18 protein-coding genes are annotated in these 21,984 nt (G+C 71.7%); 13 read left to right on the forward strand and 5 right to left on the reverse strand.

Annotated elements, in window-relative coordinates:
- Positions 1-50 precede the first annotated feature (50 nt).
- A complete protein-coding gene (locus tag CRP49_RS20950) occupies positions 51-914 on the reverse strand; it encodes a helix-turn-helix transcriptional regulator (RefSeq protein WP_097254750.1) in 864 nt (287 codons plus the stop codon).
- A gap of 123 nt (positions 915-1,037) precedes the next feature.
- Here CRP49_RS20950 and CRP49_RS20955 point away from each other — a divergent pair, with 123 nt between their 5' ends.
- Positions 1,038-1,892, forward strand: coding sequence for an NAD(P)-dependent oxidoreductase (locus CRP49_RS20955; RefSeq protein ID WP_097257467.1), 855 nt, complete (start codon positions 1,038-1,040; stop codon positions 1,890-1,892).
- 4 nt (positions 1,893-1,896) lie between these two features.
- Here CRP49_RS20955 and CRP49_RS20960 read toward each other — a convergent pair whose 3' ends face one another.
- On the reverse strand, positions 1,897-3,150 hold the full coding sequence (locus CRP49_RS20960; protein ID WP_097254751.1) for an MFS transporter: 1,254 nt from the start codon (positions 3,148-3,150) through the stop codon (positions 1,897-1,899).
- Entirely contained in the window at positions 3,147-4,460 is a 1,314-nt protein-coding gene (locus tag CRP49_RS20965) for a GH1 family beta-glucosidase (protein WP_097257468.1), read from the reverse strand. Before CRP49_RS20965 ends, CRP49_RS20960 begins: the two co-directional genes overlap by 4 nt.
- Before the next feature lie 434 nt (positions 4,461-4,894).
- Between CRP49_RS20965 and CRP49_RS20970 the strand changes: the two genes are divergently transcribed.
- The 4 genes from CRP49_RS20970 to CRP49_RS20985 all read left to right on the forward strand — a co-directional run bounded on the left by CRP49_RS20970 (position 4,895) and on the right by CRP49_RS20985 (position 11,085).
- A complete protein-coding gene (locus tag CRP49_RS20970) occupies positions 4,895-6,211 on the forward strand; it encodes a nucleotide sugar dehydrogenase (RefSeq protein ID WP_097254752.1) in 1,317 nt (438 codons plus the stop codon).
- 311 nt (positions 6,212-6,522) lie between these two features.
- Positions 6,523-8,007, forward strand: a complete 1,485-nt coding sequence (locus CRP49_RS20975) for a glycosyltransferase (RefSeq protein ID WP_097257469.1) — start codon at positions 6,523-6,525, stop codon at positions 8,005-8,007.
- Positions 8,008-8,110: 103 nt separating this feature from the next.
- Positions 8,111-10,228, forward strand: coding sequence for a polysaccharide deacetylase family protein (locus CRP49_RS20980; protein WP_097254753.1), 2,118 nt, complete (start codon positions 8,111-8,113; stop codon positions 10,226-10,228).
- On the forward strand, positions 10,225-11,085 hold the full coding sequence (locus CRP49_RS20985; RefSeq protein WP_257033456.1) for a hypothetical protein: 861 nt from the start codon (positions 10,225-10,227) through the stop codon (positions 11,083-11,085). Before CRP49_RS20980 ends, CRP49_RS20985 begins: the two co-directional genes overlap by 4 nt.
- Before the next feature lie 22 nt (positions 11,086-11,107).
- On the opposite strand, the gene CRP49_RS20990 is transcribed toward CRP49_RS20985, so the two are convergent.
- On the reverse strand, positions 11,108-11,374 hold the full coding sequence (locus CRP49_RS20990; RefSeq protein WP_097254754.1) for a protealysin inhibitor emfourin: 267 nt from the start codon (positions 11,372-11,374) through the stop codon (positions 11,108-11,110).
- Between the two features lie 20 nt (positions 11,375-11,394).
- Positions 11,395-12,465, reverse strand: a complete 1,071-nt coding sequence (locus CRP49_RS20995; protein WP_097254755.1) for a M4 family metallopeptidase — start codon at positions 12,463-12,465, stop codon at positions 11,395-11,397.
- 321 nt (positions 12,466-12,786) lie between these two features.
- Between CRP49_RS20995 and leuA the strand changes: the two genes are divergently transcribed.
- From leuA to CRP49_RS21040, 8 genes are all read left to right on the forward strand, one after another.
- The gene (leuA, locus tag CRP49_RS21005; protein WP_097254756.1) at positions 12,787-14,508 is read left to right on the forward strand and encodes a 2-isopropylmalate synthase; all 1,722 of its coding nucleotides are present in this window, start codon (positions 12,787-12,789) and stop codon (positions 14,506-14,508) included.
- A gap of 197 nt (positions 14,509-14,705) precedes the next feature.
- Positions 14,706-15,401, forward strand: a complete 696-nt coding sequence (locus tag CRP49_RS21010) for a TerB family tellurite resistance protein (protein ID WP_097254757.1) — start codon at positions 14,706-14,708, stop codon at positions 15,399-15,401.
- A gap of 194 nt (positions 15,402-15,595) precedes the next feature.
- Positions 15,596-17,674 (forward strand): MMPL family transporter, encoded by a 2,079-nt coding sequence (locus CRP49_RS21015; protein WP_097254758.1) that lies wholly within the window; start codon positions 15,596-15,598, stop codon positions 17,672-17,674.
- A gap of 15 nt (positions 17,675-17,689) precedes the next feature.
- Positions 17,690-18,877 carry a sensor histidine kinase gene (locus CRP49_RS21020; protein WP_097254759.1) on the forward strand — a complete coding sequence of 396 codons (1,188 nt, stop codon included), beginning with the start codon at positions 17,690-17,692 and terminating at the stop codon, positions 18,875-18,877.
- The gene (locus CRP49_RS21025) at positions 18,874-19,539 is read left to right on the forward strand and encodes a response regulator transcription factor (protein WP_097254760.1); all 666 of its coding nucleotides are present in this window, start codon (positions 18,874-18,876) and stop codon (positions 19,537-19,539) included. Before CRP49_RS21020 ends, CRP49_RS21025 begins: the two co-directional genes overlap by 4 nt.
- Before the next feature lie 3 nt (positions 19,540-19,542).
- On the forward strand, positions 19,543-20,724 hold the full coding sequence (locus tag CRP49_RS21030; protein WP_097254761.1) for an exo-alpha-sialidase: 1,182 nt from the start codon (positions 19,543-19,545) through the stop codon (positions 20,722-20,724).
- A gap of 89 nt (positions 20,725-20,813) precedes the next feature.
- Positions 20,814-21,134 (forward strand): PadR family transcriptional regulator, encoded by a 321-nt coding sequence (locus CRP49_RS21035; RefSeq protein WP_097254762.1) that lies wholly within the window; start codon positions 20,814-20,816, stop codon positions 21,132-21,134.
- The gene (locus CRP49_RS21040) at positions 21,131-21,976 is read left to right on the forward strand and encodes a hypothetical protein (protein ID WP_097254763.1); all 846 of its coding nucleotides are present in this window, start codon (positions 21,131-21,133) and stop codon (positions 21,974-21,976) included. Before CRP49_RS21035 ends, CRP49_RS21040 begins: the two co-directional genes overlap by 4 nt.
- Positions 21,977-21,984: the final 8 nt, after the last annotated feature.

Here is a 21,984-nt window from a genome sequence, read left to right on the forward strand (position 1 = left end):
GGAGCCATATGGACAAACAGAGACAAGGGAGTGATGTGCGGGCAGCTCGCTCAGTCCTCCAGCATGTCCACCCCGCCCGGCGTCATGTCCTGCAACCCCACCACCCTCAGCAGCTGAAGCCGTTCGTAGGACTCCGTGCCCGGGCGGGCCGTGTGGAGGACGAGGTGGTGGCGGTGGTCGTCGGTGAGGAGGACCTCGCAGTCCAGTTCCAGGAGGCCCACGACCGGGTGCCGGAAGCGTTTGGTCGAGGTGCGCCGTACCGCCACCTCGTGGGTGTCCCAGAGGTGGGCGAACTCCTCGCTGGTGGCGCGGAGTTCGGCCACCAGCGCGGCGGGCTCGGGGTCGTCCGGGCGGGCGGCGGCCACCGCGCGCAGGTTCGCCACATGGACGCGCGCGTGTTCCGGTACGTCCTCCGGCGGGAACAGTTCACGTCCCACCGGGTCCAGGAAGAAGCGGCGGATCAGGTTGCGTTCGCGCGGCGGCCTGGTCGGCACGTCTCCCGACAGCGCCCGCGACAGCGCGTTCTGCGCCAACACCTCGCCGCAGTCCGTCACCACCAGCGCCGGCGCGTCGTGCAGCCGGTCCAGGACCAGCAGCAGACCGGGGCGGACATGAGCCGAGGCCGTGTCGCGGCGCGGTGGCTCCTCACCCGCCAGATGGAAGAGGTGGTCGCGTTCGTCGTCCGTGAGCCGCAGCGCACGGGCCAGTGCCGTCAGCATCTGGCGGGACGGGCGCGGGCCCCGGGACTGTTCCAGGCGGGTGTAGTAGTCCGCCGACATGCCCGCGAGCGAGGCGACCTCCTCCCGCCGCAGGCCGGGGGTACGGCGTCGGGCGCCGGCCGGGAGGCCCACGTCGGCGGGGTCCAGGCGGGCACGGCTGCGGCGCAGGAAGTCGGCGAGTTCGCTCCGGTTCACCTCACAAGCGTGGGGCACCGCGCCCGGCTTATCCAGGGACTGCCGATCCCCTGATCGACGGGTCTCTCCCGCCCGTCCCGGCTCCGCCCGAAGGTGGTGGCACCGGACAGCGAGGAGAAGATGATGTCGACACTGGTGACGGGTACGACGGGGCAGGTCGGGCGGCGCTTCGTGCCGAGGCTGCTGGCGCAGGCCCGGGCGGGGGACGGGGTGCGGATTCTGGTGCGCGACGCGGCCCGTGCGGAGCGGTTCGCCGAGCTGGGCGCCGAGGTCGTGCTCGGGGATCTCAGGGACACGGATGCGCTCGGCAAGGCGGTGGCCGGGGTGGACGCGGTCGTGAACGTCGCGGCGTCCTTCCGCGGGGTGCCGGACGAGGAGGCATGGGCCGTCAACCGGGACGCGGCCGTGGAACTGGGCCGCGCCGCGCTGGCCTCCGGTGTACGGCGCTTCGTGCAGGTCAGCACGGGGCTCGTGTACGGCCTGGGGCGGGGTCGCCCGCTGGTCGAGGAGGACGAGGTCCGGCCGGGCGGGGAGATGTGGGGTGCCTACACCGAATCGAAGGCCGAGGCCGAGCGGGAGCTGCTCGCGCTGGACGGCATGGAGGTGCGGATCGGCCGGCTGCCCTTCGTCTACGGCGAGGGCGACCCGCACCTCGCCCAGTCCCTGCGGTGGGCCGCGAACTGGGCGTCGGCCCAGCGGCTGCAGCTGGCGCACCACGCGGACGTCGCCCAGGGGCTGCTGCGCCTCCTGCACGCGCCGGCGGTGAGCGGACCGGTCCACAACATTGCCGACGACGCCCCTGTGACGGCGGTCGAGCTGCACCAGCTCAACGGCGTCGAGGTGCCCGCCGAGTTGTACACCCGGACCGATCCCGACCCGTGGTTCGGGATCATGTCCACCGAGCGGATCCGCAGGGACCTCGGCTTTCGCCCCCACTTCCCGACCGTCTGGTCCGCCCGGGACGCCGGAGCCCTGTGACCGGTCAGTCCACCCCGCGTATCCGCCCCACCAGCACCGCCCCCGCCAGCCCGATCACCGCCGCCACCAGGTACAGCACCCGGTAGCCGCCGAGGTACGTCACGATCGGTGCGGCCAGGGCGGGGGCCGCCACCTGGGGCAGGGCGTTGGCCACGTTGATCACGCCCAGGTCCTTGCCCCGGTTCAGCGCCTTCGGCAGGACGTCGGTCATCAGGGCGAAGTCGACCGAGGTGAACACGCCGAAGCCGATCCCCAGGACCGCCGACGCGACGATCGCGCCCGGCCAGGTCTGCCAGCCGGACAGGGCCGCCGTGGCCACCGCCATCAGCACGCCCGACCAGACGACGAACGGTTTGCGCCGGCCCACCCGGTCCGACCAGACCCCGCCCCACACGACCGTCGCCATCAGCGTCAGGCTGTTGACCGCCGTGAGGACGAGCACGCCCTGGTCGGGGTCGGAGTAGTGCAGGCGGTCGCGCAGGTAGTAGAGGAGATACAGCAGCACCAGCGAGTTGCTGAGGTTCATCAGGAAGCGGGTCAGCCAGGCCCAGCCCAGGTCGGGATGGCGGCGCGGGCTGAGCCAGAAGGACGCCAGGAAGCCGCGCCAGGACCAGGGCGGCCGCTCCTCCGGTGCCAGGCGCAGGTCCTCGTAGCGCAGTATGTACGGCAGGACGCCCACCAGCGTGAACACCGCGCAGGCCGTGTACCCGGCGCCGATCCCGCCGGCCGCCGTCGCCAGGCCCGTCCCGCCCACCACGCCCAGGATCTGTGCCGCCCCCAACCAGCCGCCCACCGAGCCCCGTTGGAGCCGTGGCACCCGGTCCGGCACGGCCGCGGTCACCGCCGCGAAGGCCGCGTTCAGCGTGAGCTGCACCAGGCACCAGCCCAGCGTCATCGTCCACAGCCCGCCCGCGCCAGCGAGCAGCAGCAGGGAGAGCGCACCGCCCGCCGTGCCCGCCACGATCCACGGGGTACGGCGGCCCCGGCGGGCGGTCGTGCGGTCGGACAGGGCGCCGAAGAAGGGGTTCGCGAGCAGCGAGACCACCGCGCCCGCCCCCGTCACCCACGCCAGCATCGTCTCCTTCGACATCCCGGAGCCGGGCGCGAAGTCCTTCGCCTGGGAGGCGAGCAGGATCTGCAGCGGGCCGAACCAGCCGACCCAGATCGCCCCGTTGGCCAGCGAGAGCGCCGCCGTCCAGCCGCGGCCGACCCGCTCCACGGGTTCGGCGAGGGCGGCCGAGGCACGGGCGGTGGTCATCTCTGCGCCCGCAGCACGTCCCGGAACCAGCGGTACGACGCCTTCGGGGTCCGCTGCTGGGTGTCGAAGTCCACGTGGACCAGGCCGAAGCGGCGCGCGTACCCCTCCGCCCACTCGAAGTTGTCCATCAGGGACCAGACGAAGTAGCCGCGTACGTCCACTCCGGACTCCAGCGCCGTGTGCAGGGCGCGGACATGGCCGTCCAGGTAGGCGATCCGGTCCTGGTCGTCGACGCCCTCGTAGGAGCAGCCGTTCTCGGTGATGACGATCGGCGGAAGCCGGTCGCCGTAGCGGTCGCGGAAGCCCGTGAGCAGCTCCGTCAGCCCCTCCGGGACGACGGGCCAGCCGAAGTCCGTCACCGGGCGGCCCTCGATCTCCCGGACGGAGAAGGGCAGTTCGGCCGGCATGGTCAGGCCGCCGAACTCGATCTCGGTGCCCTGCGGGGCGCCCACCCTGGTCGGCGCGTAGTAGTTGATGCCGTACCAGTCGACGGGCTCGGAGATGACCTTCAGGTCGGCGGACACGTCGCCGGGCATCAGGTCGCCGATGCCCTCCGGGTAGGCGCCCAGGATGACGGGCTCGGCGAACAGCCGGTTGAGCAGGGTGTCGTAGAAGCCCGCCGCCTCCAGGTCGGCCGGTTCGTCGGAGGCCGGCCAGGTGGGGCCGTGGGAGTTGGCGATGCCGATGTCCGTCGCGCCGGCCGCGCGCAGGGCCCGTATCGCGAGACCGTGGGCGAGGAGCTGGTGGTGGGCGACCGGCAGCGCGTCGAAGAGGAGCTGCCTGCCGGGGGCGTGGGCGCCGAGGGCGTGGCCCAGCAGGGTGTGCTCGGCGGGCTCGTTGAGGGTGATCCACTTGCTGACGCGGTCGCCGAGGCGTTCGGCGACCACGGACACGTACTCGGCGAACCGGTCCGCCGTGTCCCGCTCCAGCCAGTCGAGCGAGGCGGGCAGATCCCAGTGGAAGAGGGTGGGCACGGGCCGTACGCCCGCCGCGCACAGCTCGTCCACCAGGCGGTCGTAGAAGTCCAGGCCGCCGGGGGAGTTCACGCGGGGCCAGGAGATCGAGAAGCGGTACGCGTCCACGCCGAGGCCGGCGAGAAGGGCCACGTCCTCCCGGTAGCGGTGGTAGTGGTCGCAGGCCACCGCCGCCGTCGTGCCGTCCTTCACCCGCCCCGGCTCGGCCGTGAACACGTCCCACACGGACGCCTCGCGCTCGTCGGCCGCACCCTCGATCTGGTGGGCGGAGGTCGAGACACCCCACAGGAAGCCGGCCGGGAAGCGGGGGATCGGATTGAGTGCGTCAGTCGCCATGGCCGGGATCATCCTTACCCCCGGTAACTGAAGTCAACGCTCCAGTGAAGAGTGGCCGGTTACCGCTGGTAGACCTTCACAAATTCTCCATGAGTCATCACGTCATGATCGCAACTTGTTAATGATCTCCCCATATTGGCGGGGGCGGATCGCGCCTAAACCGGTTTATTTCGCCGACCGTTGAGCACCCATATCGGGAAAATCGCCCAAGATGCCACGTGTCTGACGTTTGATCGAATGGTGAAGTCGGAAGTAGTTTCCCGGTCAAAGTTTCCCCGCGGACTTCTTCAACGGGGCTCCCTGATCTGCCGGGTGGGCTGCGCGACCCGCAGCGCTGGTGCAGTACGACGCCGCGTCTGTGTGCCCTCACCGCACGAAGAAACGGTTCTTCAGGGGGAGTCGTGCATCTGTCCTGATCTTGACCACGGAGAGTCATGGAACTTCTCTCGCCCGCACGGCCGGCCTCCGCGACCGCTGCGCCGGCCCCCGCCGAGCACGCCGCCGCGCCCGTAGCCGTCGTGGGCCTGGGGTACGTCGGTCTGCCCACCGCCCTCGCCCTGCTCGCCGCGGGCAACGAAGTGGTCGGCATCGACGTCAGCGAGGCCCGGCTGGACGCCATCCGCAGCAGCGAGGTCGATCTGCTGCCGAGCGACCACGGCCGGCTCACCACTCACCTGGGAGACCCGCGCTTCACCCTGACCTCCGACCCCGCGGCCCTCCAGCGGGCGCGCACGGTGGTCATCTGCGTGCCGACTCCGGTCGACCGCCACCTGGTGCCCGACCTGAACGCGCTGGCCGCCGCCTGCGCCTCCGTCGTGGCGCACGCCGTGCCCGGCCAGCTGATCATGCTGACCTCGACCACCTACGTCGGCACCACGCGCGAACTGCTGGTGGAGCCGCTGACCGCGCGCGGATTCCGGGTGGGCACGGACGTGTACGTGGCCTTCTCGCCCGAGCGCATCGACCCGGGCAACGCCCATCACGCCCAGGACCGCACGCCCCGGGTGGTGGGCGGCACCAACGAACTCACCAACCGTCTGGCCGAGGCGGTCCTGCAGCGCACGGCGCCCGCCGTGCATCTGCTGCCCTCGGCCGAGCAGGCCGAGATGACCAAGCTGTGGGAGAACACCTTCCGCGCGGTCAACATCGCGCTGGCCAACGAGTTCGCCGAGGACTGCCGGGTGCTGGGCCTGGAGCCGCTGTCGATCATCGAGGCGGCGGCCACCAAGCCGTACGGCTTCATGCCGTTCTACCCCGGCCCGGGCGTCGGCGGGCACTGCATCCCCTGCGATCCGCACTACCTGCTCTGGCAGTTGCGCGCCCACCGGGTCTCCTCGCCCCTCATCGACGCCGCCATGACCGCCATCGCGGGCCGCCCGCGCCGCGTCGTCCAGCGGGTGCGGGACCTCCTCGCCGAGAGCGGCAGGTCCGTCTCGGGCGCCCGCGTCCTGGTCGTCGGCGTCGCCTACAAGCCCGGCGTGGCCGATCTGCGGGAGTCCCCGGCGCTGGAGATCATCGAGGAACTCACGGCCGAGGGCGCGAAGGTGGACTTCCACGACCCGCTGGTGTCCTCCTTGCGCCTGGGCGCCGCGGTGCGCGAGAGCCTGGCGGACCCGGCCGCCGAGGCCTGGGACCTGGTGCTGGTGCACACCGTGCACCCCGGGGTCGACCTCGGCTGGCTCGCCGGGCAGCCGCTGGTGCTGGACGCCACCTACCGGCTCGACTCCGTGCCCGGCAAGGCGGTCGTGTGAGCAACGGATCTCACCTCTCGCCGGGCGGCGAGCGGTGGTACGAGGAAGCGCCCCCCGAACAGCAGCGCTGGGGCGGCGAGGACGCCCTGGCCTACGTCGACCAGGCATTCGGGGGCTGGGACCACGGTTCCGCGCAGGAACAGCCGTACCGGCCCGGTGCCGGGACGCCGTACGACTCCGGCGCCGTCCCGGGAGGGCCGTACAACTCCGGTGTCGCGACGGCGTACGGCAACCCCGGTGTCGCGACGCCGTACGGCAACCCCGGTGTCCACGAGCCGAGTTCCTTCGAGGGGTCGACCGGTCCGGCCGCCGTGCCCGCCCCGTCGCGGCCCCACGCGGCACCCGTTCCGCTGCCCCGGCTGCGGTCGGCCCGCCCGCACAAGCCCGGCTTCATACGCCGAGGGCTGGACCGTCAGGATCCGGCGATCCGGCACGCCGCCCGGCGGGTCCTGACGCTGGTGTGCCTGCTGCCCATGCTGCTGATCCTCGGCCGTGAGGCACCGCGGCTGGCACAGAGCCCGCTGGTGCTGGGCTACGGCTTCACCGTCCTGATCGGCACCATCGCCATGCTCTACATCGCCTACAGCCGCTACGACGACCCGTCGGAGCGGCCGCTCAGGCGCCGCCCCCGCGCCAAGGACCTCGCCGCCTTCCCCCCGCTGCCCACCGTGCCCCGGGTCTCCTTCCTGCTGGCGGTCAAGGACGAGGAGGAGTGCATCGAGGACTGCGTGCGCTCCATGGCCGGAAGCGACTACCCCGACCTGCAGGTCGTTGTCGTCGACGACCTCTCCGAGGACGGCACCCGGGACGTACTGCGCCGCCTGGAGGCCGAACTCGGCATCACGGTCATCTACCTGGAGAAGAACGTCGGCAAGAAGCACGCCCTGGTGCGGGCCTGCGAGGTGGCCGACGGTGACGTCATCGCCTTCACCGACTCCGACTGCATCCTCGCCCCCGACGCGCTGGCCCGCTGTGTGCGCGCCCTGACCACCCACCCGGAACTGGGCGCGGTCAGCGGTCACGCCCGGGCGCTGAACGCGGCGGACACCTTCTTCACCAAGGCCCAGGACGTCTGGTACGAGGGACAGTTCCGGGTGGCGAAGGCGGCCGAGTCCACCTTCGGCTCGGTGACCTGCGTCTCCGGACCGCTCGCCGTGTTCCGGCGCGACGCCATCTACAACTACCTGCCCGCCTGGGCCGGGGACCGTTTCCTCGGCGCGCCCTTCCGCTTCGCCACCGACCGCCAGCTCACCGGCTACGTGCTGGGCCAGCGCTGGCGCGGCAAGGCCCTCAAGCGGCGCTATGCCGACTCCCCGTTCGTCACCGCACAGGACTATCCGGAGCGCGCCTGGCGGATCGGTTACGTGCAGTCCGCGAAGGTGTGGACGAACGTGCCGGCCCGTTTCAAGCCCTTCATGAAGCAGCAGATCCGCTGGAAGAAGAGCTTCATCCGCAACCTGTTCTTCACCGGTTCCTTCATGTGGCGCCGCGGCCCCGGCCCGGCCGCCCTCTACTACGGCCACGCCCTGTGGGTCGTCGCCGCGCCCGTGATGGCGTTCCGGCACCTGCTGTGGGCGCCGCTGCACGGTGCCGCCTTCCTGACCCTGCTGTACCTGTGCGGGGTGATCCTCAAGGGCTGCGTCTGGGGGCTCGCCTTCAAGATCGACAACCCCGGTGACGGACGCTGGCGGTACCGGCCGCTGATGAGCCTGCTCTCCGCGCTCGTCCTGGCCTGGCTCCTGCCGTACTCCTTCGCCACCATCCGGCGCGGGGTGTGGGCGCGGGGGGCGAACTGATGACAGGGCTCCGTCTCGTGCTGCGGCTGCTCGCCGCGCTGCTGTCCCTCGCCGTGGTTTCCGGCGTCTATCTGATCGTGCTGACGAGAGGAAGCATCCTGCCGTGACCCGCCACGAGTCCTTCGCGGCGCCGGCCACCGCACGCCGCCGGCAGCGCCGGGGGCCGGGACACTACGCCGCCCGGGCGGGCCTGGTGCTGCTCGCCCTGGCCGTGCTCGCCCTGCCGTTCTACGCCGCGACCGAGTACTACCTGTACCAGAAGTACATGAGCACCCAGGTGGCCACCGCCCCGGTGGAGCTGACGTCCGCCGACACCGATTCCTGGGCCGCGAAGATCAAGAGCCTGCCCGCCACGTCGGCGCCGGTCGTGCTCGCCTATCACGACATCGGGCACAACAAGAGCTCCTACGTCGTCACGCCGAAGGCCTTCGAGGCCCAGATGGCCGCGCTCGAACAGGCCGGTTACCGGAGCCTGACCACGGACGAGTTCGTCGACTACCTCAAGGGCGGCCCGGCGCCCCCGCGTTCGGTGTACATCACCTTCGACGACGGGCCCAACGGCCTGTGGGTGTACGGCGACCGGATCCTGGCCCGGCACCACATGCACGGCACCGTCTTCCTGATCACCGGACGCGTCGACCGGCGCCCGTACTACCTGTCCTGGAACGAGATCAAGCGCATGGCCGGGTCCGGCCGCTGGGACTTCCAGGACCACACCCACGACCTGCACCTGCGGGGCGCGGTGGACGCCGCCGGGCACACGGCCTCCATGCTGGCCAACCGGCTGTGGCTGAAGGACGAGAACCGGCTGGAGACCCGTGAGGAGTACGAGGGCCGGGTCACCGCCGACATCAAGCGGTCGTTCGCCGACTTCGCCGACCATGGCCTGCCCAAACCGCAGGTCTTCGCCTACCCCTTCTCGGAGGCGACGGAGAAGGTCAACGTGCCCAGTCCCGGACCGACGCTCCAGGACCTGATGAACCGCTACTTCGCCGCGACGATGACCAACGACTCGTCCCGGCCGCTGACGGCGGGTCGGCGAGCGGCCTCGGCTCGGGTGGTGCAGCGCCTGGAGGTCGTCCGCACCACGAAACTGGACCACCTCATGTCCGACATCGCCGAGTGGACCCAGGTGGCACCCTCCGACCCGGCCCCGCTGTCGCACCCGGCGCGCTGGACGCGCGACGACGGAACCGGCCAGCACGGCATCGGCGCGCTGACCGGCACCGGACCCGCTCCGTCGGGATCCGCGCACTACGTGGCGGCCGACTACCGGGACATGAGCAGCGTCGACTGGACCGGATACCGGGTGGACGCCACCATCGGCGGCCTCGGGGACGGCACCAACCAGGGGGCCGTCCAGGTCCGCGGCGGCAGCCTGGAACCGGTCGACGTGAGCGTGAGCCAGGGCACGCTGCTGCTGTCCGTCAAGGGCAAGCATGTCGGTCAGGCCAAGCTCGTCCCGGCCACCACGCACCGGCTGCGCGTCACCGTCCAGGGGCAGACCACCACCGTGCAGGTCGACGGCACCGTCACCCTGCGCCGGACGTCCCGCCGGGCCGCGGCCGACATCACCGGCGGCATCGGCATCCGGGTCGGCATCAACCGGTCCGGCGCGGCCTGGCCCAGGTTCACGGCCCTCGCCATCAAGCAGCTGACCGGCGCGTTCCCCAGCTCCGGCGGTGCCCGGCAGAGCGTCACCGACGCCCACCTCATGGACCCCGCCGCGCAGTGGCTCAGCGCGCCCGGCGTCAAGGCGCCCTTCCGTATCTCGCACACCGCCATCGAGCCCACGGGGCGCACGCTCTCCGCGTACGGCGCCTACCAGCCCGGGCGGACCCAGGGCTGGACCGGCTACACCGTCACCGGAACGGTGCAGCGGCTGTCCGGGCCGGGCGTCAGCGGGGCCATCTGGGTCCGGGTGGGCAGCGCCCTGGCCATCAGCGTGCAGGTCGGTCAGGGCCAGTTGAACGTCCTCTCCGGGGACGCCGACAACCAGCAGCTCGTCGGCACCCGTCGGCTCACCCCGGCGGACAGCCACCGGGTGTCCGTCACCGTGACCGGCGGCTCCACGGAGATCGCTGTCGACGGCTCGGTCCGGATGACGCTCATGGCCAGGTCGGAGACCGGAGGCGTGGCCTACTCCGCGTACCGGGACATGACACGGCACTCGTGGCCCACCGTCGGGGATCTCAAGGTGACTCCCCAGGTGGGCTCGTGAGCGGTCGAGAGGACCGCCCGGACCCGCCGGCCGCCCCGGACCGCCTCCCCCCGTGGGCGGCCGGCGGCCGGCGGGTCTCCAGACGTGCCCTGCTCGGTGGCGGCCTCGCCGTCGGCGCGTCCGCCACGGCGACCGGAGCGGTCCTGCTCGACCGGGCCCTCCGCAAGGAGACCGCACCCTTCGCGCCGGTCCTCGGCGCCGACGGGCTGGTGACGAACGAGTACGCGTTCCGGCATCCGCACGCCACCGACGCACGGCGCTCACCGGACTGGGTGGTCACCAGCGGTTCGCTGTTCGCCTCGAAGGGCGAGGGCCGGACCGGAGCGCCGGACGCCGGCCCCACCGGGCCGGACTCCGCCCGGGCCACCGACTCCGCCGTCTTCCGGCTGGTCAGCCGGCGCCGGGACTTCGGGTCGGTGTCGGTCAGTACCTGGGTGCGCCTGCGACCGCCCGTCACCACGCCCCGGACGCCGGCCCGGGACTGGGACGGCGGCCACCTCTGGCTGCGCTACCACAGCCCCGAGGAGCTGTACGCGTTCAGCTTCCGGCGCCGTGACGGGGCCGTGGTGATCAAGAGAAAAGTGCCCGCGCACGATGCGCGGGCTGTCGACGGCGGCGACTACGCGACCCTGGCCGAGAGCCGCCACGCCTTCGCCTACGACAGCTGGCACCAGGTCACCGCGAGCGCCGTCAACCTCTTCGGCGGCGTCCGGCTCCAGCTGCGCATCGACGAGCGGACCGTGCTGAGCCACGACGACCGTACGCCCGGCCCGCTCGTGCTGCCCGGTGGCGTCGGCATCCGCGCGGACAACACGGAACTGTCCTTCCGCGACTTCCGCGCCACCCCGCAGGCCTAGACCCCACCGTCCACGACAGGCCCTAGGCGCCTTCCTTCAGCACCCGCGAGATCAACTCCCGCTGTTCCTCGGTCAGTCGGGGGTCGGCCGCGTACACCGTCCGGCCGTCCACGGTGATCTCGTAGCTGAAGCCGTCCGGGACCCCGGCCGGGCGCGTGCCGTGGCCGGACGCGAGGGCGCGTTCGGCCAGGGTGTGCCACTCATGGGCGTCGGGCCGGCCCGAGGTGTCCACCTCGGCCCGGCGCTCGATGCCCGCGAAGCCGCCCGTGCGCCGCACTTGGATACGCATGGGTCACTTCTAGTACGGATCTACAGCGTCCGCACCCCCACCTGTTCCCACGCCTTCTGCACGGCCTGCAGCTCGTCGCCGGAGCCGTAGCGCTCGCGGGCGACCTTGACGGTCAGCGTGGCGAAGTCGGTGAACTCGGCGTCCTGCTTCAGCTCGCCGCCGGTCAGGACGTCGTACCAGATCTGTCCGGCCCGCTCCCAGGCGTTGCCGCCGATGGCCGTGGCGAGCAGGTAGAAGGCGTGGTTCGGGATGCCCGAGTTGATGTGCACGCCGCCGTTGTCGCGGCCGGTGTGGACGTAGTCCTCCATGGTCGCCGGCTGCGGGTCCTTGCCGAGGACGTCGTCGTCGTACGCCGTGCCCGGCGCCTTCATCGAGCGCAGGGCGGTGCCGGTGACGCGCGGGGCGAGCAGGCCCGCGCCGATCAGCCAGTCGGCCTCGGCGGCGCTCTGGCCGAGCGCGTACTGCTTGATCAGCGAGCCGAAGACGTCGGAGACCGACTCGTTGAGCGCGCCGGACTGGCCGAAGTAGGCCAGGTTCGCGGTGTGCTGGGTGACGCCGTGGGTCAGCTCGTGGCCGATGACGTCCACCGGGATGGTGAAGTCCAGGAAGATCTCGTTGTCGCCGTCGCCGAACACCATCTGCTCGCCGTTCCAGAAGGCGTTGTCGTAGCCCTCGCCGAAGTGCACGGTCGCGTCCAGCGGCAGCCCCTCGCCGTCGATGGAGTTGCGGCCGTACGCCTTCAGGTACAGCTCGAAGGTGGCGCCGAGGCCCGTGTAGGCGCGGTTGACCGTGGCGTCCGCACCGGGCTCGGCGCCCTCCTCGCGGACCTTCGTGCCGGGCAGGTCCTGCTGGTGGCCGGCGTCGTAGATGGTGCGGTGCGGCTGGTCGGCCACGGCCCCGGCGGGCGCGGCGACGGCGGGCGCGCCGATCACCGTGGTCAGGCGGCGGTGGGTGCGCTGGTAGGCGTCGTGCTCCAGGGACCGGCGGGCGGGCCGGGAGAGCGCGGGGTCCTCGTTGCGGGCGAGCTTGTCGAGGACGTGCGGCGGGACGATCGTGCAGAAGACGGGCTGGAAGCCCCCGTTGGTCGTCATGCCCGGCACCCTTGCACTGTGTGATGCGACTGTCACCACTCGCAACCATGATTGGTGAAATACGGTGACATCGGGCTCACTCCCCGTAGTCGAAGTGGTATGGCGCACTTTTTGTCCGATTTGCACCCGCGGTCCCGCATACTGATACGAACCCTCGCGGCGAGGCACGGCTCGGCTAGCATGCGGAGCATCATGCGTTTCGGGCTGCTCCTTCTTAGCTGCCGCGGCGAGGGCCTGTAGTCGAGGCCGACTCCCTCCCCGCGGAGCTTGGCGTTGCGTCGTCGGCCGTCCTTCCGGACACCTCCAAGGAGCCCCCGCATCATGGCCAACCGCCAGCAGCCCAGTTCCATGCCGATCCACAAGTACGGCCGCTACGAGCAGGTCGACATCCCGGACCGCACCTGGCCGGAGCAGCGCATCACCGTCGCCCCCCGCTGGCTCTCCACCGACCTGCGCGATGGCAACCAGGCCCTGATCGACCCCATGTCGCCCGAGCGCAAGCGCCGGATGTTCGACCAGCTGGTCAAGATGGGCTACAAGGAGATCGAGGTCGGCTTCCCGGCCTCCGGCCAGACCGACTTCGACTTCGTGCGCTCGATCATCGAGGAAGAGGGCGCGATCCCCGAGGACGTCACCATCTCCGTGCTGACCCAGGCCCGTGAGGACCTGATCGAGCGGACCGTGGAGTCCCTGAAGGGCGCCCGCCGGGCGACCGTCCACCTGTACAACGCGACCGCGCCGGTCTTCCGCCGGGTCGTCTTCCGCGGCTCCAAGGACCAGATCAAGCAGATCGCCGTCAACGGCACCCGTCTGGTGATGGAGTACGCCGAGAAGCTGCTGGGCCCGGAGACCGAGTTCGGCTACCAGTACAGCCCGGAGATCTTCACCGACACCGAGCTGGACTTCGCGCTGGAGGTCTGCGAGGCGGTGATGGACGTCTACCAGCCGGGTCCGGGCCGCGAGATCATCCTCAACCTGCCCGCCACGGTGGAGCGTTCGACCCCGTCGACGCACGCGGACCGCTTCGAGTGGATGAGCCGCAACATCTCCCGCCGCGAGCACGTCTGCATCTCCGTCCACCCTCACAACGACCGCGGTACGGCCGTCGCCGCCGCCGAGCTGGCGCTGATGGCCGGCGCCGACCGCGTCGAGGGCTGTCTGTTCGGGCAGGGCGAGCGCACCGGCAACGTCGACCTGGTCACCCTGGGCATGAACCTGTTCTCCCAGGGCGTCGACCCGCAGATCGACTTCTCCGACATCGACGAGATCCGTCGTACGTGGGAGTACTGCAACCAGATGGAGGTCCACCCGCGCCACCCGTACGTGGGCGACCTGGTCTACACGTCCTTCTCCGGCTCCCACCAGGACGCCATCAAGAAGGGCTTCGACGCGATGGAGGCCGACGCGGCGGCTCGCGGTGTCACGGTCGACGACATCGAGTGGGCGGTGCCGTACCTGCCCATCGACCCGAAGGACGTCGGCCGCTCCTACGAGGCGGTCATCCGGGTCAACTCGCAGTCCGGCAAGGGCGGTATCGCGTACGTCCTGAAGAACGACCACAAGCTGGACCTGCCGCGCCGGATGCAGATCGAGTTCTCGAAGATCATCCAGGCGAAGACGGACGCCGAGGGCGGCGAGGTCACCGGCTCCGACATCTGGTCGGTCTTCCAGGACGAGTACCTGCCGAACCCGGACAACCCGTGGGGCCGCATCCAGGTCCGCACCGGCCAGTCGACGACCGACACGGACGGCGTGGACACCCTCACCGTCGAGGCCACGGTCGACGGCGAGGACACCGTCCTGACCGGCTCCGGCAATGGTCCGATCTCGGCCTTCTTCGACGCCCTGCAGTCCATCGGCATCGACGTACGCCTGCTGGACTACCAGGAGCACACGATGAGCGAGGGCGCCTCCGCGCAGGCCGCCTCCTACATCGAATGCGCGATCGACGACAAGGTTCTGTGGGGTATCGGCATCGACGCGAACACGACGCGTGCCTCGCTGAAGGCCGTCGTCTCCGCGGTGAACCGCGCGGCCCGCTGACCCGGGTTCAACCCGCGCTGACCGGCGCTTTTCGGGGCCCCGACCGCTGTATACGGCGGCCGGGGCTCCGTCGCTTATCGGCCATCGCACCCCTCAGGTCACGGACGGGTCTCGTACGAGGTACTGACTCAGCCTCCTGGATGTGGCTAACATCACGCCAGCGCGGCGATGTTGCCGCGTCGTTACGGAGGTGCGACGTGCTGCCAGTACGGGGACGAGACGACCGTGCCGCCAAGGCCGTGCGCATTCTGGGCACCCGCACCGCGTGGACACCCGTGGGGGACGGCGAGTTCTACTGCCCCGGCTGCGGAGGCGACCGCAACTACCAGCGGCTCACCGGCCGCCGCCGCTTCACCCTCCTCGGGGTGCCCGTGCTGCCGCGCGGGGCGACCGGACCGGTCGTGGAGTGCGCGGCCTGCCGCCACCACTTCGGCACCGACGTCCTCGACCACCCCACCACCCGCCGCTTCTCCGCGATGCTCCGCGACGCCGTGCACACCGTCGCCCTCGCCGTCCTGGCCGCCGGCGGCACCGGTTCCCGTACGGCCCTGGAGACGGCCGCCGGCGCGGTCCGCGCCGCCGGCTTCGAGGACTGCACCGAGGACCAGCTGGCCGCCCTGGTCGAGGCCCTCGCCGCCGACACCGGCCGGGTCCTCGGCGGGCCGTGCGGCGCGAGCCTCGCCATAGAGCTGCACGAGGCCCTCGACCCCCTCGCCCCGCACCTCGCCCCGACCGGCCGCGAGTCCCTGCTCCTCCAGGCCGCCCGCATCGCCCTGGCCGACGGCCCCTACACACCCGCGGAACGCGACGCACTGGCCACGATCGGCGCGGCGCTGACCATCTGCACCGACGACGTGACCCGACTGCTGGCAGCAGCCCGAACCCCGTCCTGACCGGCCCCGGCCTCCGGCCGACCCACCCCCGCTCCGGCCACGCCCCCGCGATACTCCCCAGGGAGTAATCCCCCCGCCCGGTCACCCCGCGCAGTACCGCCGAACTCGCCCTCGCGCCCGACGAACGCACCCCTTTCCGGCGGAAGTCTGGAAGTCGTATTCAGGCATCCGCTCCGGAGGGAGGGCCCGTTTCCATGGGGGCCGCGAGAACACGTGCGACAGGTGGGCGACGGGGTCTGCCCTGGCTGGTGCTGGGGCTGTGGGTGGCCCTGCTGGCCGTGGCGGGGCCGTTCGCCGCCAAGCTCGCCGACGTCCAGCACGACCGGGCGACCGACTACCTGCCCGCGTCCGCCGACTCCACCCAGGTGGCCAAGCTCCAGGACCGGCTGCCGGGCGGCGAGACCACCGAGCTGGTCCTCGTCTACCACCGCGCGGGCGGCCTCACCGCCGCCGACCGGACGACGGCCGCACGGCAGGTGGCGACGATCGCCCACCGCCACACCCTGACCGCCGCCCCGCGGGGCGTCCCGTCCGCCGACGGCACCACCCTGATGTACCCGGTCACCAGCAACGAGCCCGGCACCGACGAGAACAAGCGCGACACCTTCGTCGACGACGTCCGCCAAGTCGCCCATGACCGGGGTGGGTTGGCGGTCGAGGTGGGTGGCCCGGCGGCCCTCGCCACCGACGCGTCCGGCGTGTACGCCTCCCTCGGCGGACCCCTGCTCTACACCACGGTCGCCGTCGTCGCGATCCTGCTGATCCTCATCTACCGCAGCCCCCTGCTGTGGCTGGTCCCGCTCGTCGTCGCCGGGCTCGCCGACTTCCTGGCCCGGGCCGCGGCCTACGCCCTCAACCAGGCCTTCGGCACCGCCGTCTCCGGCCAGAGCGCGGGCATCATGACGATCCTCGTCTTCGGCGCCGGCACCGACTACGCCCTGCTCCTCGTCTCCCGCTACCGCGAAGAGCTACGGCGCCACGAGCGGCCGTACGACGCCATGCGCGCCGCACTGCGCGGCTGCGGGCCCGCCGTGCTGGCCTCCTCCGGCACGGTCGCCGCCGGGCTGCTGTGCCTGCTCGCCGCCGACCTCAACTCCAGCCGGGGCATGGGCCCGCTCGGCACGGTCGGGGTGCTGTGCGCGCTGGCCGCGATGCTGACCCTGCTGCCCGCCGTCCTGGTGCTGCTGGGCCGCCGCGTGTTCTGGCCGCTCGTGCCCGCCTACGGCAGCACGCCCAAGGCCGCCCGCCGCTCGCTGTTCGCCGCGATGGGCTCCTCCGCCGGGCGCCGCCCGCTGACCGTCCTCGCCTCCGGCGCCGCCCTGCTCGGCGCGCTCGCGCTGGGCGCGCTCAACCTGCCCGGACCGCTGAAGCAGCTGGACACCTTCGTCGACCGGCCCGAATCCGTCACCGCCATGGAGACCCTGGCCAGGGCCTACCCACAGCGGTCCGCGCAGCCCATCGAGATCCTCACCCCGGCCGACCGCGCCGACGCCACCCTCGCGACGGCCAAGGGCACCCGGGGAGTGGCGGGCGCGAAGGAGGGTCGTACCGGCGGCGGCTGGACCGAGATCACGGTGACCGCGTCCGCGCCGCCACAGTCCGCCGCCGAGACCGCCACCATTCAGGCGCTGCGGCACCGGCTCACCGGCTCCTACGTCGGCGGGCCCAGCGCCCAGCAGCTGGACCTGGCGGACACCAACGCCCGGGACCGGACGGTCGTCGTACCGATCGTGCTGCTCTCCGTGCTGCTGATCCTGATCGCCCTGCTGCGCTCCCTGGTCGCGCCGCTGATCCTGGTGGCCGCCGTGGTCGCCGTGTGGGGTGCGGCGCTCGGCCTCGGCGGGCTGGTCTTCGAGCCGCTGTTCGGCTTCCACGGCACCGATCCCGGCCTCGGCCTGCTCTCCTTCGTGTTCCTGGTCGCCCTAGGCGTCGACTACGGCATCTTCCTGATGCACCGCATGCGGGAGGAGTCCCTCAAGGGGGCCGAGCCGGCACAGGCCGCGCTGACGGCGCTGCGCACCACCGGCGGGGTCATCGCCTCCGCCGGGCTCGTGCTCGCCGCCACCTTCGCCGTGCTGACCAACATGGGCCTGGTCCCGCTGGTCGAGCTGGGCTTCGTCATAGCGGTCGGTGTGCTGCTGGACACCTTCCTCGTCCGTACCTACCTGGTGACCAGCGCGAGCGTGGCCCTGGGGCGGTGGGTGTGGTGGCCGGGCCGGCTGTCCGGGACACCCGAGGCGCCGAGGAAGCGCACACCGGAGCCCGTGGGCTGACCCCCGTACCGGAAGATGAACCCCGTGCAGGCAACCATCAGCGCTCCCCGGCCCCGGCTCGCGGCGCTCTCTCCCGACCCCCTGCGGCAGGACGCGTACCTCGCCGCCGGCCTCGCCGCCCTGGCCTCCGCGGTCGCCGTGACCGTCGGCAGCGGACGGCACCCGGACGGGCTCGGCTGGGCCCTGCTGCTCGGCCTGCACGTGCCGCTCGTCTGGCGTCGGCGGGCACCGCTGGCCGTGTTGGCGATCATGATCCCGCTGATCGCGGTCTACCACCAGCAGGACTACAACCACTCCGCGCCGACCGCCGCCTCCATGGTCGTCCTCTACACGGTGGCGGTCACCAGCGGCCCCCGGCGCACGGCGGTCATCGGCTGCGCCGTCGTCGCGCTCATGGTGATCCTGAAGATCGGCGACGGCATGGCCGGACTCACGGTGTCCTTCCAGATCACCGGCTGGATCGTCTCCATGCTCGTCCTGGGCGGCTACATCCGCGTCCACCGGGAGAACGCGGCCGCCGCCCTGGAACGCGCAGAGCGGGCCGAGCGCACCCGCGAGGAGGAGGCCCGTCGCCGGGTCGCCGAGGAACGCCTGCGCATCGCCCGCGACCTGCACGACCTGCTCGCCCACAGCATCACCCTGATCGGCGTGCAGACCTCGGTCGCCGCCCACGTCCTGGCCGCCGATCCCGGCCGCCTGGACCGGGCCGCCGTCGCCCAGGCCCTCGACGACATCGCCGAGACCTGCCGCACGTCCCGGGGGGAACTCCGTACGACCCTGGACGTGCTGCGCGACCCCGGTTCCCCGGACGCCCGCTGCCCGCTGCCCGGCCTGCACGGCCTGGCCGACCTCGCCCGCTCGACCGCGGGGGCCCAGGTGAAGCTCACGGTCACCGCGGACGAGGTGCCGCCCGCCGTGGGGGCCGCCGCCTACCGGATCGTGCAGGAGGCGCTCACCAACGCCGTACGGCACGGCGGCCGGGACGACCTGACCGTGCGGGTCCAGGTGTACGAGGACGAGGGGACCCTCCGCGTCCACGTCACCGACGACGGCGCGGGCGCCGCGGACGGCACGCCCGGCTACGGGCTGGTCGGCATGCGGGAGCGGGCGCGCAGCGTCGGCGGCACGCTGGCCGCCGGCCCGCGCGAGGACACCGACGGCTTCGAGGTGACGGCCGTACTGCCGCTGGGAGGAACCAGATGAACCCCGTCCGGGTGCTGCTCGCCGACGACCAGACCCTGGTGCGGGCCGCGTTCGCGATGCTCGTGGAGTCCGCGCCGGACATGGTGGTCGTCGGACAGGCCGCCACCGGCCGCGAGGCCGTCGACCTCGCCCGCAGCGAACGCGCCGACCTGGTGCTGATGGACGTCCGCATGCCCGACCTCGACGGCATCGAGGCGACCCGGCTGATCGCCGCCGACGAGGATCTCGCCGGGGTGAAGGTGCTGGTCCTCACCACCTACGACACCGACGAGAACATCGTGGACGCGCTGCGCGCCGGCGCCTCCGGGTTCCTGGTGAAGGACACCCGTCCGGGTGATCTGCTCGACGCGATCCGGACGGTCGCCGCGGGCGAGGCGCTGCTCTCCCCGGGGCCGACGGCACGGCTGATCGAGCGGTTCCTGCGCAGCCCGTCGGCGCCCGTGACGGGCGGCCCCGAGTGCCTGTCGGACCGGGAGCGGGAGGTGTTGACGCTGGTCACCCGGGGTCTCAACAACACCGAGATCGCCGAGGCGTTGGGGCTGAGCCCGCTCACCGCGAAGACGCACGTGAGCCGGATCATGGGCAAGCTCGGGGCGCGCGACCGGGCCCAGCTGGTCATCGTGGGCTACGAGTCGGGGCTGGTGATTCCGGGGAGCATGTGAGGCGTGATCCCGCTGAGCCGCGCGCTTCTCGTCGCCACCGCGTTCCTCACCCCGCTCACCGCCCTCCACCCGGCCCACTCCACGCCCGGGTGCGTCTCCTCCGTGCCGTACGTGGGCGGGAAGGGCGGCTACGCCGCGTACCGCATCCCCGCGACCGTCGTCACCCGGCACGGCACGGTCCTGGCCTTCGCCGAGGGCCGGCGCACGAGCGCCGCCGACACCGGTGACATCGATGTCGTCCTGCGTCGCTCCACCGACGGCGGCTGCGCCTGGGGCCCGCTGACGGTGGTGGCCGCGGGGGAGGGCGACACCCGGGGCAACCCGGCACCCGTGGTCGACCCGCGCACCGGCGACGTCGTGCTGGTGACCTCGTACAACAGCGGGGCCGTGACGGAGGACCAGATCATGCGCGGCGAGGTCACGCCCGAGCAGAGCCGCCGGGTGTTCGTCCAGCGCAGCCGGGACGACGGCCGCCACTTCACGCCTCCGCGCGACATCACGGCCGAGGTGAAGCCACCGGACTGGCGCTGGTACGCGACCGGCCCCGGCCACGCCCTGGCCCTGACCCGCGGCCCGCACACCGGCCGCCTCCTCGTCCCCGCCAACCACTCCACGGCCCCGCTCCCGGGCTCCCCGGACACCGGCCAGGGGCCCGGATACGACGGCGGCCACGCGCTCTACAGCGACGACGGCGGCCGCACCTGGCACCTCGGCTTCGTGGACGACACCTACGACGGCGTGACCAACACCAACGAGACCAGCGCCGCCCAACTCCCGGACGGCCGCGTGTACTTCAGCGCCCGCGACCAGTACGGCAGCGCCCCCGGCAACCGCCTCGACACGTACTCCGGCGACGGCGGCACGACCCTCGACCGTCCCTACCGCGTACAGCACACCCTCGACGCCGTGCCGGTGGTAGAGGGCAGCGTCCTCCAACTCCAGGGATCTGACGCCCCGTTGCTGTTCTCGGCCCCCTCCGTGCCCACGGCCCGCCGAGCCATGGCCCTGTGGTCCAGCACGAACGCCGGCCACACCTTCACCGAGCTGCTCACGCTCTCCGGCCGCCGCCCGGCCGCCTACTCCGACCTGGTCCAGCTCGGCCACGACACGGTCGGCCTCCTGTACGAGACAGGGGTGAAGGGGGCGTACGAGACCATCGAGTTCCGGCGGGTAGGGGTGCCCTAGGGCGTGTCCTGAGTTCTGATCAAGGTCACTACTACGTACTACGGAGTATCGTATAACGTAGTAGTCGGGAGGAGCGAAGGAGGTGCCCGATGCCACGTGAACGGGACCGCGTCGGATGGGCCGAACCCGCGCTGCTGATCCTGGCCAGCCTGGCCGACGGCCCCAAGCACGGCTACGCGATCACCAAGGACGTCGAGGAACAGACATCCATCAGGCTGGGACCGGGCACGCTGTATGCCGCCATCGCGCGGCTGGAGGAACGCGGCCTGGTCGCGCCGCTGGACGAGGACGAGCGTCGGCGGCCCTACCGCATCACCGCGGAAGGCCAGACCGTGCTCGACGACAAACTCCGGGCGATGGCCCGCTTCGCACGCACCGGGTTGACCCGACTGGGGGTAGCAAACGCGTGATCGACATGGCAGCTCGGCTGGCCTTGCGGGCATACCCTCCCTCGTTCCGGGAGCGCTACGGTTGCGAACTTGAAGCGCTGGTCGAGGACACCGGCGCCCGCCCGAGTGTCGTCGCAGACCTCCTTGTCGGCGCGCTGCGGGCATGGCTTCACCCGGTGATGCCCGATGAGTCCGCCGAACGGCGCCGCCGCCGCATGCAGGCAAGCGTCGCCACCACCTGGGTCACCTGGTGCGCCGCACTGTATGTCCTGCCGATAGTGAACTTCATCCTGTCCGAGGAACCTTGGCCGACTCCGCACCTGGTGCGCCGACTGCTCGACGTTGCGCAGTACGCCATGTACGGCGCTGGGCTCATCCTGCTGGTTGGCGCCCTCGCGCTCCTTGCGGAAACCTCCAGAACCGGCGACTGGACCGCGTGGCGCCCGCTGGTGGTTCTTATCCCGACGCTGCCCACGTGGCTGATCGCGCCGTTGCTCCTGGCGTTCGCCTCCATCGAACCGTTCTCCTATTGGATCGGGGCCTTGGGAGTGCTCGGGCCGGCAGCGTCCCTCATTACCGTGGCGGTGACGCCTGCTGTCGTCGTCACCCGGTGCCGGCCATCTGCCAAGGTCTTGCGGTTGCTCGCCCTGTCCGGGGTTGCGGTGGCGCTCGCCGTGACGACGACAGGCATCGCCTGCGTTGCGGCGTTGATCACGAATACCGCTGACGCAGCCCAGCTGGTCACGATGCCCATACTCGCCGTCACCGTTGCCGCTTCTACAGCAGCCCTGGTCAGCTCCGGTCGCGGAGCCAAGGCTGGGCTCCATAGGGAGCATCCGGTGGATCTTGAGGGTGACGTGTGAGCGACGCT

Origin of the sequence: Streptomyces sp. Ag109_G2-15, from assembly GCF_900215565.1 — a bacterium.
In the GTDB taxonomy this organism is placed as follows: domain Bacteria; phylum Actinomycetota; class Actinomycetes; order Streptomycetales; family Streptomycetaceae; genus Streptomyces; species Streptomyces diastatochromogenes.